Below are 12,219 nucleotides of genomic sequence, written 5' to 3'. Positions count from 1 at the left end.
TCTGAGATCGCGTACAGTATTGGGTTTCGAGACAATTCGCGTTTATTACCTTGTCCGAGGTGAAACCCTCGTCGTCGTACGCGTCTTGAATGGGCGGCGTGACTTGCAAAGCATTCTGGATGTCGACGACAGGGCGTCGTGAATCGTAGCGCTTTCCCTACGTCAAACATGACAAAAATATAAGATTCCATCACGCCTACTTTCCTTTGCACCCCAGGCGAAACCACCTATATCGCTGGGATGCTGATCCGTTCCGTCTATCGCCTGTTCGAAACCTGGATTGATCCCTATTACCGCACTGGCGACCTGCGTCCGCCGCGGTCGCTTTGGGCTTTCATCTGGTACTATGTCGGTCAGGCGAAGGGGCCGTTTCTGGCGATGGCGGCGCTCGGTGGTGCAGTGGCGGTGCTGGAGGCGGCGCTGTTCTGGTTCGTTGGCCATCTGGTCGATATCCTAGACAAGGTGCAGCCGGGAGCGGGCTGGGCAGGGTTGCTTTCCGGCCATGGCGGCGCGCTGCTTGGCATGGTTTTCGTCGTGCTGGTCGTCCGCTTCGTGGTGGTCAGCCTCGGGGCGCTGGTCGAGGAGCAGGTCGTCGTACCCGGCTTCCTCAATCTCGTGCGCTGGCAGGCCTATGTGCATGTCGCGCGCCAGTCGGTGAGTTTCTTCCAGAATGATTTTTCCGGCCGCATCGTCACCAAGGTCTGGTCGGCGGGGCAATCGACCGGCGATCTCGTCGTCTCGCTGCTGCAGGTGGTCTGGTTCATCATCATCTATGCCGCCTCGACCATAGCGCTGGTCGGCGGGCTTGATTGGCGCCTGGCGCTGGTGATCGCGATCTGGATCTGCATATTTTCGCTGCTTGCCCGCTATTTCGTGCCGCGCATCCGGCGACACGCGCGCAACGCTGCCGAGGCATCTTCGATGCTGAACGGCCGCATGGTCGATGCCTATGCCAATATCCAGACGTTGAAGCTCTTCGGCCGCGAAGAGCAGAACGATGATTATATTCGCAACGGCTTCGATCGCTTCCAGGCCGCCGTCATGCCTTTCACGCGGCTTCTGACCGGCGTGCGCTCGTCGCTGGCCCTCCTGTCAGGCGTGATGATCACGACGATCGCGGCGCTTGCCATCCATCTTTGGCTTGCGGGCGAGATTTCCACCGGCGGCGTCGCCTTCACGCTCAGCATGGTATTGCGGCTCAACATGCTCTTCGGCCGCATGATGGCGCAGTTCAATGCGATCATGCGCAATCTCGGCACGATCCAGAATTCCGCCGAGATGGTCTCGGAGCCGATCGGCCTGGTCGATCGGCCGGGCGCCAGGGATCTGCAGATCGTCCATCCGGAAATTCGCTTCGAGCACGTGACCTTCCACTACGGTCGCGGCAGTGGCGTCATAGACAATTTTTCATTGACCGTTCGTGCCGGCGAGAAAGTCGGCATCGTTGGTCGCTCCGGTGCCGGCAAGACGACACTCGTCAATCTGCTGCTGCGCTTCTACGATCTCGAAGGCGGACGCATCCTGATCGATGGACAGGACATCGCCGCGGTCCGGCAGGAATCGCTGCGCGGCGAGATTGGCATGGTGACGCAGGATACCGCGCTGCTCAATCGTTCCATCCGCGACAATATCCTCTTTGGTCGTCCGGAGGCGAGCGAGGAGCAGATGGCGCAGGCGACACGGCGGGCGGAGGCGGATACGTTCATCGCGACGCTGGAGGACCAGAAGGGCCGCACGGGCTATGCCGCCCATGTCGGTGAGCGCGGCGTCAAATTGTCAGGCGGCCAGCGCCAGCGTATCGCGATTGCCCGCGTCATGCTGAAGGACGCGCCGATCCTGGTGTTGGATGAGGCGACCTCGGCGCTGGATTCCGAGGTCGAGGCCGCGCTGCAGTCCAATCTGGAAGCATTGATGGAAGGCAAGACGGTGCTTGCGATCGCGCATCGCCTGTCCACCATTGCCAAGCTCGACCGGCTGATCGTCGTCGACAAAGGCAGGATCATCGAAGAGGGTACCCATGACGAGCTGATTGCCCGCGGCGGCCTCTATTCCGAACTCTGGGCGCGCCAGTCGGGCGGCTTCATAGCAGCCGAGGCCGAGTAGGCTGTCACCAAAATGTCAGACAGCTTTCCGGATAAGCTTGAGCAAAATCAAAGAGCTATTTTGAAACGCTGAACTCCGTCATCAAACCGAAATGGTTCGATCCCATGGCGTCTGTTATCTGTTGCACGGATTTCAGCCGCAGCGGCGGGCGCGCGAAGACATGGTCGATGGAAATGCCATAGGCGCCGGCCATGATCGGCCAGGTGGCGGGTTCTGGAAAGGTGTGACGCAGACCGGTGTCGTTCAGGAAGCCTCGCATATCGGGCGCAATGACCGAAGCGTTGAAATCGCCGGCGACGATCAACGGCCCTTGAATATCTTTCAGGATCGGGCCGAGTATATCCAACTCTATTCCATGAAACTCGTCGAAATAGGGTTTGCTGAGGTGGGCTGAGACAAAGTTAACCGGCTGACCATCCATGTCGATGGTCGCGAGAACGAAGCGATTGTCCCAAAGGCTGCCGAGGCTGTGCATGACCTGCGTCTGGAATGGGCGCTTCGATAGCAGCAGGGAATCGCAATCGCTCGTCATGATGCCGCAGCCGATGCGGTTGGGATAGACGGCGGTTATTCGCTTCATCTCCGATTGGATCGGGCCTGCTTCGAAAATCTCCACGACATCAGCCTTCGAATTGACAATGAGGTCAGCGATCCGTGTGCCGTTTTCGAAATTGCTGTCTTCGATGTTGAAGGAGAGCAGGGTGAAGCTCTTGCTCGCATCGGCCGCTGCCGGCGGGTTGAGCGGAGGGGAGGCAGCATATTCGCGCAGCATCACCACTGAATGAACCGCAAGCCCGGCACCGACAGCCACCAGGAAAACCGCATACCAATGCCGCTTGAAGAGGAGGGCGAGGAGGGCGAGCCCGATGCCGAAAAGGCTGATATGGGTCTGAAGGCTTTCGAAAAAGGCGAGCAGCCATACATCGGTAACATAACGCGCCGCAAGGATGGCCAGTGCCAGTGTAGCAAGGACGCATAGAACGCAGTAGATCGTGTGTCTCATGGTCATGTCCTCAGCCATATCTCCAATGGCTCATAGAGCGGCGGCGCAGCATAAAGGCGCATAAGTCGCTCCTTAAATCCATTCGGATTTAAGGAGTAGGAAGTAGAGCTTAGTATAGATCGGCGGTCAGCCTCATGCTGACCGGGGTGCATTGCAGCATTAAAATCACTGTTTATTTTGCGCTGCGATACGAAAATCTATAGGGCGAATCTCGCGATTTTTCATGCGCTTACGTCTATTTGACCGGCGGTGGGGATTTTAAGCTCGGCACTCACGGCCAAATAGCGCAGTTTTCCCGCGACATTGTGCCCGCACCCCTTGCCAAGACTGGACATAATTTGCGATCAAGCTTAGAACGCGGCGGGTTACGGAGGAATCTATGGCGGAATTATGGTCGCGTTGATTCGCCGGCAGTGAGGGGGTACCGCAGCGTCAAGCTGCGGGTTTTGCGGATGAGGATGGTCCAGCCTTGAGCGAGCACATTACGACGAATGAAACTACGGGCGAGCCTACTCGCCGAGATTTCCTTTATCTGACGACGGGCATGGCCGGCGCAGTGGGCGCAGTCGCCGTTGCCTGGCCGTTTATCGATCAGATGCGGCCGGATGCCTCGGCGCTCGCTCTTGCTTCTATCGAAGTCGATGTCTCGAGCCTGGAGCCCGGCATGTCGATGACGGTGAAATGGCGTGGTAAGCCGGTTTTCATCCGCAACCGCACGCAGAAGGAAATCGATGACGCGAAGGGTGCGCAGATCTCCGATCTGAAGGATCCGAACGCCCGCAATGCCAATTTGCCGGCGGATGCGCAAGCGACCGATGTCGCGCGTTCGGCCGGTGATGGGAAGGAAAACTGGCTTGTCATGATCGGCGTCTGCACGCATCTCGGCTGCATACCGCTTGGTCAGGCGGGAGAATACGGCGGTTGGTTCTGTCCCTGCCATGGTTCGGTCTATGATACCGCTGGTCGCATCCGCCATGGGCCCGCGCCGCAGAACCTCGCTATTCCGGTATATGCGTTTACCGCAGAAAAAAAGATCAAGGTCGGTTGAGGGGGAGCTGAATCATGAGTGGTCATTCGTCTTACGAGCCATCAACGGGGCTCGAAAAATGGGTCGACGCGCGGCTGCCGCTGCCGCGTATGGTCTATGACAGTTTCATCGCCTATCCGGTCCCGCGCAATCTGAACTATGCCTACACGTTCGGCGCCATGCTGGCCGTCATGCTCGTTCTGCAAATCCTGACCGGCGTCGTTCTTGCCATGCACTATGCGGCGGATACGACAATCGCCTTCAATTCGGTCGAAAAGATCGTTCGCGACGTCAATCATGGCTGGCTGCTGCGCTACATGCATGCCAACGGCGCGTCCTTCTTCTTCGTGGCGGTCTATCTCCACATTGCCCGCGGCCTTTACTACGGTTCCTATAAGGCGCCTCGCGAAATCCTCTGGATCCTCGGCGTGATCATCTATCTCCTGATGATGGCGACGGCTTTCATGGGCTACGTTCTGCCCTGGGGTCAGATGTCCTTCTGGGGCGCGACCGTTATCACCGGCTTCTTCTCGGCCTTTCCCTGGGTCGGCGACTGGATCCAGACCTTCCTGCTCGGCGGCTTCGCCGTTGACGATCCGACGCTCAACCGCTTCTTCTCGCTGCACTACCTGCTGCCGTTCATGATCGCGGGCGTGGTTGTCCTGCACATCTGGGCGCTGCATGTGACCGGCCAGACGAACCCGACCGGCGTCGAAGTCAAGTCGAAGACCGACACCGTGGCCTTCACACCCTATGCGACGCTGAAGGATGCGCTCGGCGTGTCTATCTTCCTGCTGGTGTTCGCCTATTTCGTCTTCTACCTGCCGAACTTCCTCGGCCATGCCGACAACTACATTCCGGCCAATCCGCTGAAGACGCCGGCCCACATCGTTCCGGAGTGGTACTTCCTGCCGTTCTACGCGATGCTGCGTTCGATCACCTTCAACATCGGCCCGATCGACTCCAAGCTGGGCGGCGTTCTGACGATGTTCGGCGCGATCATCGTGCTGTTCTTTCTGCCTTGGCTCGATACCTCCAAGATTCGCTCGGCGGTCTATCGTCCTTGGTACAAGCTGTTCTTCTGGCTGTTCATCGCTGATGCCATCCTGCTCGGCTGGCTCGGCTCGCAGCCGGCGGAAGGCATCTACACGACGGCTGCGCAGTTCGCGACGCTGTTCTACTTCCTGTTCTTCCTCGTCGCCATGCCGGTCCTCGGCCTGGTGGAAACACCGAGACGCATTCCGAATTCGATTACGGAAGCGGTTCTTGAAAAGCAGAACGGCAAAACAGCCGCTCCGGTTGAAGCATAACCGGCGACGATAGAGGAAGAGAACAATGAAAAAGCTTGTTGCCGGCCTTCTGTCGATCGCCCTCATCGGTGGCTTCGCGACCGTTGCCGCCGTTGCCGCGGAGACCAAGCCCGCCGCCGAAGCTGCGACGCCGCACTATCCGCTCAAGGAGCCGAGGGAGCAGCACTGGACCTTCTCCGGTCCCTTCGGCTACTACGACAAGGGGCAGCTTCAGCGCGGCCTGAAGGTCTATACGGAAGTCTGCTCCGCCTGTCATTCGATGAAGCTGGTTCCTTTCCGCACGCTGGAAGAACTCGGCTATTCGGAAGCGCAGGTCAAAACCTTCGCGGCCAATTATGAAGTACAGGACGGTCCGAACGCCCAGGGTGAGATGTTTACCCGCAAGGCGGTTCCATCTGACCACTTCCCGCCGCCGTTCCCGAACGATGAAGCGGCTGCGGCCTCGAACAATGGCGCGGTGCCGCCGGACATGTCGCTGCTTGCCAAGGCGCGTGAAGTCGAACGCGGTTTCCCGCAGTTCATCTTCGATATCTTCACGCAGTATCAGGAAGGCGGGCCGGATTATATCTACTCGCTGCTGACGGGTTATGAAGAGCCTCCGGCTGGCTTCACGGTTCCGCAGAACTCGCACTACAACCCGTATTTCGATGCTGCCGCGACCTTCGCCATGCCGAAGCCGCTCTCCGACGGCCAGGTCACCTATGACGATGGCTCGCCGCAGACGGTCGATCAATATGCAAGGGACGTCTCATCGTTCCTGATGTGGGCTTCGGAACCGCATCTCGAAGCCCGCAAGCAAACCGGCTTCATGGTCATCGTATTCCTGCTGATCTTCTCGGTGCTGATCTATCTCACCAAGCGGTCGGTCTACGCCAAGGCCGGCGCCCACTAAGCGGCTCGGCCGTATAATCAGAGAAGGGCGGTCGTCAGAGGCCGCCTTTTTTGTTGGTATCGTGCACGGGTCTTGATAGGGTGCGGCCGGCCCCATCATAGCCTGAGAGTACATATTTCATGAACACTATCGCTTCGGAGCTTGCCGCCAGCATCCGCTCCATTCCGGATTATCCAAAACCCGGCATCATCTTCCGTGACATCACCACGATGCTCGGCGATGCCAGGGCGTTTCGCCGTGCCGTGGATGCTCTCGTGCATCCCTATGCCGGCACCAAGATCGACAAGGTCGCCGGCATGGAAGCACGCGGTTTCATTCTGGGCGGCGCGGTGGCGCATCAGTTGTCGGCCGGCTTCGTGCCGATCCGCAAGAAGGGCAAGCTGCCGCACGATATCGTGCGCATCGCCTATAGCCTCGAATATGGGGTCGACGAGATGGAGATGCACCGCGATGCGGTCAATCCCGGCGAGAAGGTGATCCTGGTCGACGACCTCATCGCCACTGGCGGCACCGCCGTCGGCGCCACCCAATTGTTGCGCCAGATCGGCGCCCAGGTCGTCGCCGCCTGCTTCGTCATCGACCTGCCGGATCTCGGCGGCCGCAAGAAGCTGGAAGCGCTCGATGTGCCGGTTCACACCCTGGTGGAATTCGCCGGACATTGAGGAACAGCATGCTTTCGCCTCTAAAAGAGGGCGAGGGCGTTTATTCGAACTCCAGCACGGTGCTCTCGAATCGCAACACCGCCGTGCCGTGCTGGTTGGTTCCCTCGCAGAGGATGGTGTTGAGCGTCCAGCCGGGGCGTGAGTTTAGTGGGCGGCTGGCGAGCAAGGTCACTCCGTAGGTGACCGTGTCGCCGGCAAAGACCGGGCGAAGCCATTGCAGCTTCTGGAAACCGGGCGAAGGGCCGAGATTCGGCGGTTTTCTGCCTTCGGCGTGGAGGCGGGCGGTTTCGCTTTTCCAATAGTCGACGAAGGTGCGCATCCAGACCGAGCAGGTGTGCCAACCGGATGCGCAGAGCCCGCCGAACAGCGTGTGTTTGGCCGCTTCCGCATCCATGTGGAAAATCTGAGGATCGAAGCGCGAGGCGAAACGGACGATGTTTTCGGCCGTGAACGTATGGCTGCCGATCTCGGCGCGTGCACCGATCGGATAAAGCTCCGTCATCTTCATGCTGAAGCCTCCGCGGGCAAGCGCATGCGGATCATCGTCGCATTTTCGCCGAGGCAAACCAGCTCGCCACGCTGATTTTCCACCTCATGGCGGAATTTGACGATGCCGATGCCGGGGCGGGAGCGCATGGCGCGGGATTCGAGCACGATCGACCGGCCCGAAAGCGTATCGCCCGCCAGCACCGGCTTCTTCCAGTCCATGAAGTCGATACCCGGCGCGCCTTCGGCCTCGGTGTTGAGCAGATAGCTGTCGGTCATCATGCGCATGAACATTGCCGAGGTGTGCCAGCCGGAGGCGGCGAGCCCGCCCAGGATGCTGGCGCGGCCGGCGGCTTCCTCGAGATGCATCGGTTGCGGATCGAATTCGCGTGCAAACTCGACGATCTCTTCCGCCGTCACATGTTTCGGGCCGAGCGGAAACATTTGTCCGGCCTGAAAATCCTCATATGTCAGTTTTGCCATATTCGTCACCGACTTCTTCATTCCGTCCGTGCGCAATCGCATGGCAACCGGCAATGGCGCAAGCATTTTCATGGCCGCGATGGAAAAGGGGTGCGGCGAATGGTGTGCTTCGCAGCCCTTGATTGTGTAGAGACGATGTGATGAGGCTTGGCACAGGAACACCACGCAGGAACAGACATGAGCGATCTCAAGAACGCGCTGGAAGGCGCCGCCGGCGAGGGGATCATCTCCTCGGATCAGGCCATCAGGCTTTTGCCTTATCTGGCCGAGCGAAATATCGGCGTCAAAGCGGCTGCCGTCAGGAACGATCTTTCGCAGCCTCGCGAAGACGATGTTGCCAATCCGCTGGAGGACAGCGAAGCGCCGCGTTTCATCCGCGGCTTTCATGACGTGCTGATCACCATTGGCATCATCGTCCTGCTTGTCGGCTTATGGGGACTCACCGGTTATTACGGGCCGCTTCCGGCCATCATCATCCTGGCCGAAATCTTGGTCCGTCGCCAACGTCTGGCACTGCCCGCCGTCGTGCTGACGATCGCGTTGATCCATTGGACCTTCTCGGTAACCGTGATGTATTTCGGCATGCAAAATGCCGGCAGCCCGAGCCTCATGACCTCTTGGATCATGATCGCCTTACCATTCCCGCCGCTGCTTGCGCTCTATTATTGGCGCTATCGCGTGCCGCTGTCGCTGGCGATGCTGCTCTTCTCGCTGTTCGTGCTCATGCTCGCCGGCGTTTTCTATCTGATCGGTCTTGCTACCGGCGTATCGAATGTCGTCTTGAATTATCCGCTGCAGTCGTTCGTCATCATGTTTACGGCCGCGCTCGGGGCATTTGCCGTGGCGATGCGCTTCGATCTTAGCGATCCCGGCCGCAGGACGCGTCGCTCGGATGTGGCTTTCTGGCTGCATCTCGCGACGGCCCCGGCGTTACTTTACACGGCGATCTTGCTGGTATTTCAGTTTGAGGCAGGCAATAGCGGCACGTTCTTCTTTGCCGGCATGGAGCATGGCGGCTATGTGCAGGCGCTGACCATCGTCGCCATTGTGGTGGTCATGATGCTGATCGGCCTGATCATCGACAGACGTGCTTTCGTGACCGCAGGGTTGATGTCACTCGGCGTCGCGATCGGCGCCATTCTGCGGCAGAATAATGCCGGGCTCGACAAGGTCAGCTTCATCGTGCTGATGATCGTTGGCTTGATCGTGCTGGTGATCGGCGTCGGCTGGCCGCATCTGCGCCGCGCTGTCGTCCGGCTGCTGCCGGCATCGGTCCAGGGAAAATTGCCGGCGCTCCGGTGAGGCCGGCAATCCCGTCATGCCTTACGTGTTGAAGCGGAAATGGATGACGTCGCCGTCCTGGACGATATATTCCTTGCCTTCGTCGCGCGCCTTGCCGGCTTCCTTGGCGCCTGTTTCGCCGTTGTAGGCGATGTAGTCGTCAAAGGCGATGGTATTGGCACGGATGAAGCCGCGTTCGAAATCCGAATGGATGACGCCGGCGGCCTGTGGAGCCTTGGTGCCCACTTCGATCGTCCAGGCGCGCGTTTCCTTGGGGCCGACGGTGAAATAGGTGATGAGGTGCAGCAGCTTGTAGCCGGCGCGGATCAGCCGGTCGAGACCGGCTTCGTCGAGGCCGAGGGCGGAGAGGAATTCCTTGGATTCGTCTTCCGGCAACTGCGCGACTTCCGCTTCGATGGCGGCGGAAATGATCACCACTTCGGAATTCTGTTCCTTCGCCATGGCGGCGACGGCGGCTGTATGCTCATTGCCGGTTGCGGCGTCGGCCTCGGCGACGTTGCAGACATAGAGGACCGGGTGAGAGGTCAGAAGGTTCAAGCCCTTGAGGATGCGGGTTTCCTCAGCGTCGAGCTTCGACAGCAGGGTGCGCACCGGCTTGCCTTCGTTCAGCAGTTGGAGCGAGGCTTCCATGATCGGCAGCATCGCCATGGATTCCTTGTCCTTGCCGGTGGCGCGCTTGCGCGTCTGCTCGGTGCGGCGCTCCAGGCTCTCGAGATCGGCAAGCATCAGCTCCGTCTCGATCGTCTCGGCGTCGGCGACCGGATTGATGCGGCCTTCGACATGGGTGATGTCGCTGTCTTCGAAGCAGCGCAGCACGTGCACGATGGCGTCAACTTCGCGGATATTGGCGAGGAACTGGTTGCCCAGGCCTTCGCCCTTCGATGCGCCGCGCACCAGGCCGGCGATGTCGACGAAAGAGATGCGCGTCGGGATCAGCTCTTTCGACTTGGCAATGTCGGCAAGCTTGCGCATGCGCGGATCGGGGACCGCCACTTCACCCGTGTTCGGTTCGATCGTGCAGAAGGGATAATTCGCTGCCTGCGCCGCCGCGGTCTTGGTCAGCGCATTGAACAGAGTGGACTTGCCGACATTTGGCAATCCGACGATACCGCATTTGAAACCCATGGCACCTTGTCCATATCTTGAAAAACTTTGCTGTGCGTATGGGCGAAGGGCCGTTGCGGGTCAAGCCTTGCACGGCGGATGCGCTGTTTTTCTGTAGAGAAGGATGGTCAGAGGAGCCCAGCGATTGCGGTGGAGTCTTTATGTTTGCGGGCAATGGGCGAAGCTGCTGCTCACGGTCGATTGATCTGACCGCCCTCCCGAAAACGTTGTTTTCCTTGAATGCTTGGTTGCGGTGCAGTATAAATTGCCCATCAGCCACAAATTTCTTTTCCCTGTCATCAACGGTGAGCCCGATGAGTGACAATGATGTCATCCTAAAACCCAAGACTAAGACGAAGCCGAAGCTCGATCGGCCGAAGCTTTATAAGATCATTCTCGTCAATGACGACTACACCCCGCGTGAATTCGTCATCATGGTGCTGAAGGCCGTGTTCCGTATGAGCGAGGAGACCGGCTATCGCGTCATGATGACCGCGCATAAGCTTGGCACCTGCGTCGTCATGGTCTGCGCCAGGGATATTGCTGAGACCAAGGCGCAGGAAGCGATCGATCTGGCGAAAAGCGCCGGCTTCCCACTGATGTTCACCACGGAACCGGAAGAATAGGCGCGGGCGGCGATATCAGCCGGCGGCAGAACGCCGGATCTGGAAGCCTGTCTTGTCCTGTGAAAAGCCGCAATTGGCGTAGAAGCGCAGCGTCGCCGGATCCTTGGAGCCCGTGAGCAACATTACCTTATAGCAATTCTTCTCCCAGGCCGTCGCGACCGCCGTTTCGATCAACGCCCGAGCATGGCCGCGTTGGCGGTGATCGGCATGGGTGACGACGTTTTCGATCAGCGCATAGGAAGCGCCGCTACGCGTCAGGTTGGGGATAACGACCAGGGTGACGGAGGAAATGGCGAGTTCGCCTTCGAAGCCGACGAAAATTGTCATGCCCGGATGGGCAGAGATCGCGGCGAACCGATCCTCCGCAAATCCGGAATCCATATCGGGATCGTCGTGGTTGAGATGGCGGTAGAGAGCTAGCAGCGGCGGCAGGTCGCCGGCTGTGGCCGGGCGGATGACAATACCCGCGGCCCCGTCTCCCGCTGCCTCAGCCATTTCAATCGTCCTTCTTGCCGAACATTCTCTTCAGCATCTCGGCCATCGGGCCGCTCTCAGGCATTCGTGGCTGGTTGTGACTGCGGGCCTGATGGATGTGCGATTTGGCCACGGCCTTCTTTTCCGGCTTCGGCGTCTCTTCTTCCGCCTTACCGCCGAGGGCAAGGGCGATCTTGTTCATGAGCTGCGAATCTTCGCCGCGCACCAACATGTCGGCATTGTCGGCGAGCGCGTCGAATAGAGGCTCGAGCCAGCTCCGGTCTGCCTTGGCGAAATCGCCGAGCACATGATTGTGCACCAGCTCCTTGACGCCGGGATGACCGATGCCGAGACGCAGCCGCCGGTATTCTCGGCCGCAATGGGCGTCAATCGATTTGATGCCGTTATGGCCGCCGTGGCCGCCGCCGGTCTTCAGCCGCGCCTTGCCGGCCGGCAGATCGAGTTCGTCATAGATCGCCACTAGGTCGGAAGGCTCCAGCTTGTAGAAGCGCATGGCCTCGCCGACGGATTCGCCGGAAAGGTTCATGAAGGTCTGCGGCTTGATCAGCAGAACTTTCTGGCCGCCGAGTTCGCCTTCGGCAATTTCCGCCCTGAATTTTTTCGACCAGGGCGAAAAGCTGTGGCGGCGGTGGATCGCGTCCACGGCCATGAAGCCGATATTGTGACGGTTGCCCTGATATTTGGCGCCGGGATTGCCGAGACCCGCGATAAGAAGCATTGCGCTTC

The 12,219-nt window shown here is 59.4% G+C and carries 13 protein-coding genes; 7 read left to right on the top strand and 6 right to left on the bottom strand.

The annotated features are described in order from the left end of the window. The first annotated feature begins 240 nt into the window (after positions 1 to 240). On the top strand, positions 241 to 2,103 hold the full coding sequence (locus ACXHXG_RS09450) for an ABC transporter ATP-binding protein (protein ID WP_285167863.1): 1,863 nt from the start codon (positions 241 to 243) through the stop codon (positions 2,101 to 2,103). Between the two features lie 55 nt (positions 2,104 to 2,158). Here ACXHXG_RS09450 and ACXHXG_RS09445 read toward each other — a convergent pair whose 3' ends face one another. Further along, positions 2,159 to 3,106: an endonuclease/exonuclease/phosphatase family protein gene (locus tag ACXHXG_RS09445; RefSeq protein WP_104825156.1), complete on the bottom strand. Its 948-nt coding sequence runs from the start codon at positions 3,104 to 3,106 to the stop codon at positions 2,159 to 2,161. Positions 3,107 to 3,575: 469 nt separating this feature from the next. Here ACXHXG_RS09445 and petA point away from each other — a divergent pair, with 469 nt between their 5' ends. The 4 genes from petA to ACXHXG_RS09425 all read left to right on the top strand — a co-directional run bounded on the left by petA (position 3,576) and on the right by ACXHXG_RS09425 (position 6,997). Further along, the gene (gene petA / locus ACXHXG_RS09440; RefSeq protein ID WP_104823752.1) at positions 3,576 to 4,154 is read left to right on the top strand and encodes a ubiquinol-cytochrome c reductase iron-sulfur subunit; all 579 of its coding nucleotides are present in this window, start codon (positions 3,576 to 3,578) and stop codon (positions 4,152 to 4,154) included. A 14-nt stretch (positions 4,155 to 4,168) separates the two neighbouring features. Beyond that, the gene (locus ACXHXG_RS09435; protein WP_104823751.1) at positions 4,169 to 5,443 is read left to right on the top strand and encodes a cytochrome b; all 1,275 of its coding nucleotides are present in this window, start codon (positions 4,169 to 4,171) and stop codon (positions 5,441 to 5,443) included. A 25-nt stretch (positions 5,444 to 5,468) separates the two neighbouring features. Continuing rightward, positions 5,469 to 6,335: a cytochrome c1 gene (locus tag ACXHXG_RS09430; RefSeq protein WP_104823750.1), complete on the top strand. Its 867-nt coding sequence runs from the start codon at positions 5,469 to 5,471 to the stop codon at positions 6,333 to 6,335. A 119-nt stretch (positions 6,336 to 6,454) separates the two neighbouring features. Beyond that, positions 6,455 to 6,997, top strand: a complete 543-nt coding sequence (locus tag ACXHXG_RS09425; protein WP_104823749.1) for an adenine phosphoribosyltransferase — start codon at positions 6,455 to 6,457, stop codon at positions 6,995 to 6,997. Positions 6,998 to 7,037: 40 nt separating this feature from the next. On the opposite strand, the gene ACXHXG_RS09420 is transcribed toward ACXHXG_RS09425, so the two are convergent. Both ACXHXG_RS09420 and ACXHXG_RS09415 read right to left on the bottom strand, forming a co-directional pair. Further along, positions 7,038 to 7,505, bottom strand: coding sequence for a MaoC family dehydratase (locus tag ACXHXG_RS09420; RefSeq protein WP_457899124.1), 468 nt, complete (start codon positions 7,503 to 7,505; stop codon positions 7,038 to 7,040). Then, entirely contained in the window at positions 7,502 to 7,966 is a 465-nt protein-coding gene (locus ACXHXG_RS09415) for a MaoC family dehydratase (RefSeq protein WP_457899123.1), read from the bottom strand. The genes ACXHXG_RS09420 and ACXHXG_RS09415 overlap by 4 nt, the downstream gene beginning before the upstream one ends. 177 nt (positions 7,967 to 8,143) lie before the next feature. Here ACXHXG_RS09415 and ACXHXG_RS09410 point away from each other — a divergent pair, with 177 nt between their 5' ends. Further along, positions 8,144 to 9,268 (top strand): hypothetical protein, encoded by a 1,125-nt coding sequence (locus ACXHXG_RS09410; RefSeq protein WP_457899122.1) that lies wholly within the window; start codon positions 8,144 to 8,146, stop codon positions 9,266 to 9,268. A 21-nt stretch (positions 9,269 to 9,289) separates the two neighbouring features. On the opposite strand, the gene ychF is transcribed toward ACXHXG_RS09410, so the two are convergent. Further along, positions 9,290 to 10,393, bottom strand: a complete 1,104-nt coding sequence (gene ychF / locus ACXHXG_RS09405) for a redox-regulated ATPase YchF (RefSeq protein WP_285167865.1) — start codon at positions 10,391 to 10,393, stop codon at positions 9,290 to 9,292. 293 nt (positions 10,394 to 10,686) lie between these two features. Here ychF and clpS point away from each other — a divergent pair, with 293 nt between their 5' ends. After that, complete coding sequence (gene clpS, locus ACXHXG_RS09400; RefSeq protein ID WP_104823745.1) at positions 10,687 to 10,998, top strand: ATP-dependent Clp protease adapter ClpS; 312 nt, start codon at positions 10,687 to 10,689, stop codon at positions 10,996 to 10,998. A gap of 15 nt (positions 10,999 to 11,013) precedes the next feature. Here clpS and ACXHXG_RS09395 read toward each other — a convergent pair whose 3' ends face one another. Both ACXHXG_RS09395 and pth read right to left on the bottom strand, forming a co-directional pair. Then, complete coding sequence (locus ACXHXG_RS09395) at positions 11,014 to 11,493, bottom strand: GNAT family N-acetyltransferase (RefSeq protein ID WP_104823744.1); 480 nt, start codon at positions 11,491 to 11,493, stop codon at positions 11,014 to 11,016. Between the two features lies 1 nt (position 11,494). Then, positions 11,495 to 12,211, bottom strand: coding sequence for an aminoacyl-tRNA hydrolase (pth, locus tag ACXHXG_RS09390; protein WP_457899121.1), 717 nt, complete (start codon positions 12,209 to 12,211; stop codon positions 11,495 to 11,497). Positions 12,212 to 12,219 lie beyond the last annotated feature (8 nt).

Source organism: Rhizobium sp. LEGMi-198b (assembly GCF_054114205.1).
This window is presented reverse-complemented; position numbering and strand designations above follow the sequence as displayed.

Bases quoted from the DNA above. Each gene is read 5' to 3' on its own strand.
- ACXHXG_RS09450 (WP_285167863.1), top strand. From the start codon at position 241: ATGCTGATCCGTTCCGTCTATCGCCTGTTCGAAACCTGGATTGATCCC.
- ACXHXG_RS09445 (WP_104825156.1), bottom strand. From the start codon at position 3,106: ATGAGACACACGATCTACTGCGTTCTATGCGTCCTTGCTACACTGGCA.
- ACXHXG_RS09435 (WP_104823751.1), top strand. From the start codon at position 4,169: ATGAGTGGTCATTCGTCTTACGAGCCATCAACGGGGCTCGAAAAATGG.
- ACXHXG_RS09430 (WP_104823750.1), top strand. From the start codon at position 5,469: ATGAAAAAGCTTGTTGCCGGCCTTCTGTCGATCGCCCTCATCGGTGGC.
- ACXHXG_RS09425 (WP_104823749.1), top strand. From the start codon at position 6,455: ATGAACACTATCGCTTCGGAGCTTGCCGCCAGCATCCGCTCCATTCCG.
- ACXHXG_RS09420 (WP_457899124.1), bottom strand. From the start codon at position 7,505: ATGAAGATGACGGAGCTTTATCCGATCGGTGCACGCGCCGAGATCGGC.
- ACXHXG_RS09415 (WP_457899123.1), bottom strand. From the start codon at position 7,966: ATGGCAAAACTGACATATGAGGATTTTCAGGCCGGACAAATGTTTCCG.
- ACXHXG_RS09410 (WP_457899122.1), top strand. From the start codon at position 8,144: ATGAGCGATCTCAAGAACGCGCTGGAAGGCGCCGCCGGCGAGGGGATC.
- ychF (WP_285167865.1), bottom strand. From the start codon at position 10,393: ATGGGTTTCAAATGCGGTATCGTCGGATTGCCAAATGTCGGCAAGTCC.
- clpS (WP_104823745.1), top strand. From the start codon at position 10,687: ATGAGTGACAATGATGTCATCCTAAAACCCAAGACTAAGACGAAGCCG.
- ACXHXG_RS09395 (WP_104823744.1), bottom strand. From the start codon at position 11,493: ATGGCTGAGGCAGCGGGAGACGGGGCCGCGGGTATTGTCATCCGCCCG.
- pth (WP_457899121.1), bottom strand. From the start codon at position 12,211: ATGCTTCTTATCGCGGGTCTCGGCAATCCCGGCGCCAAATATCAGGGC.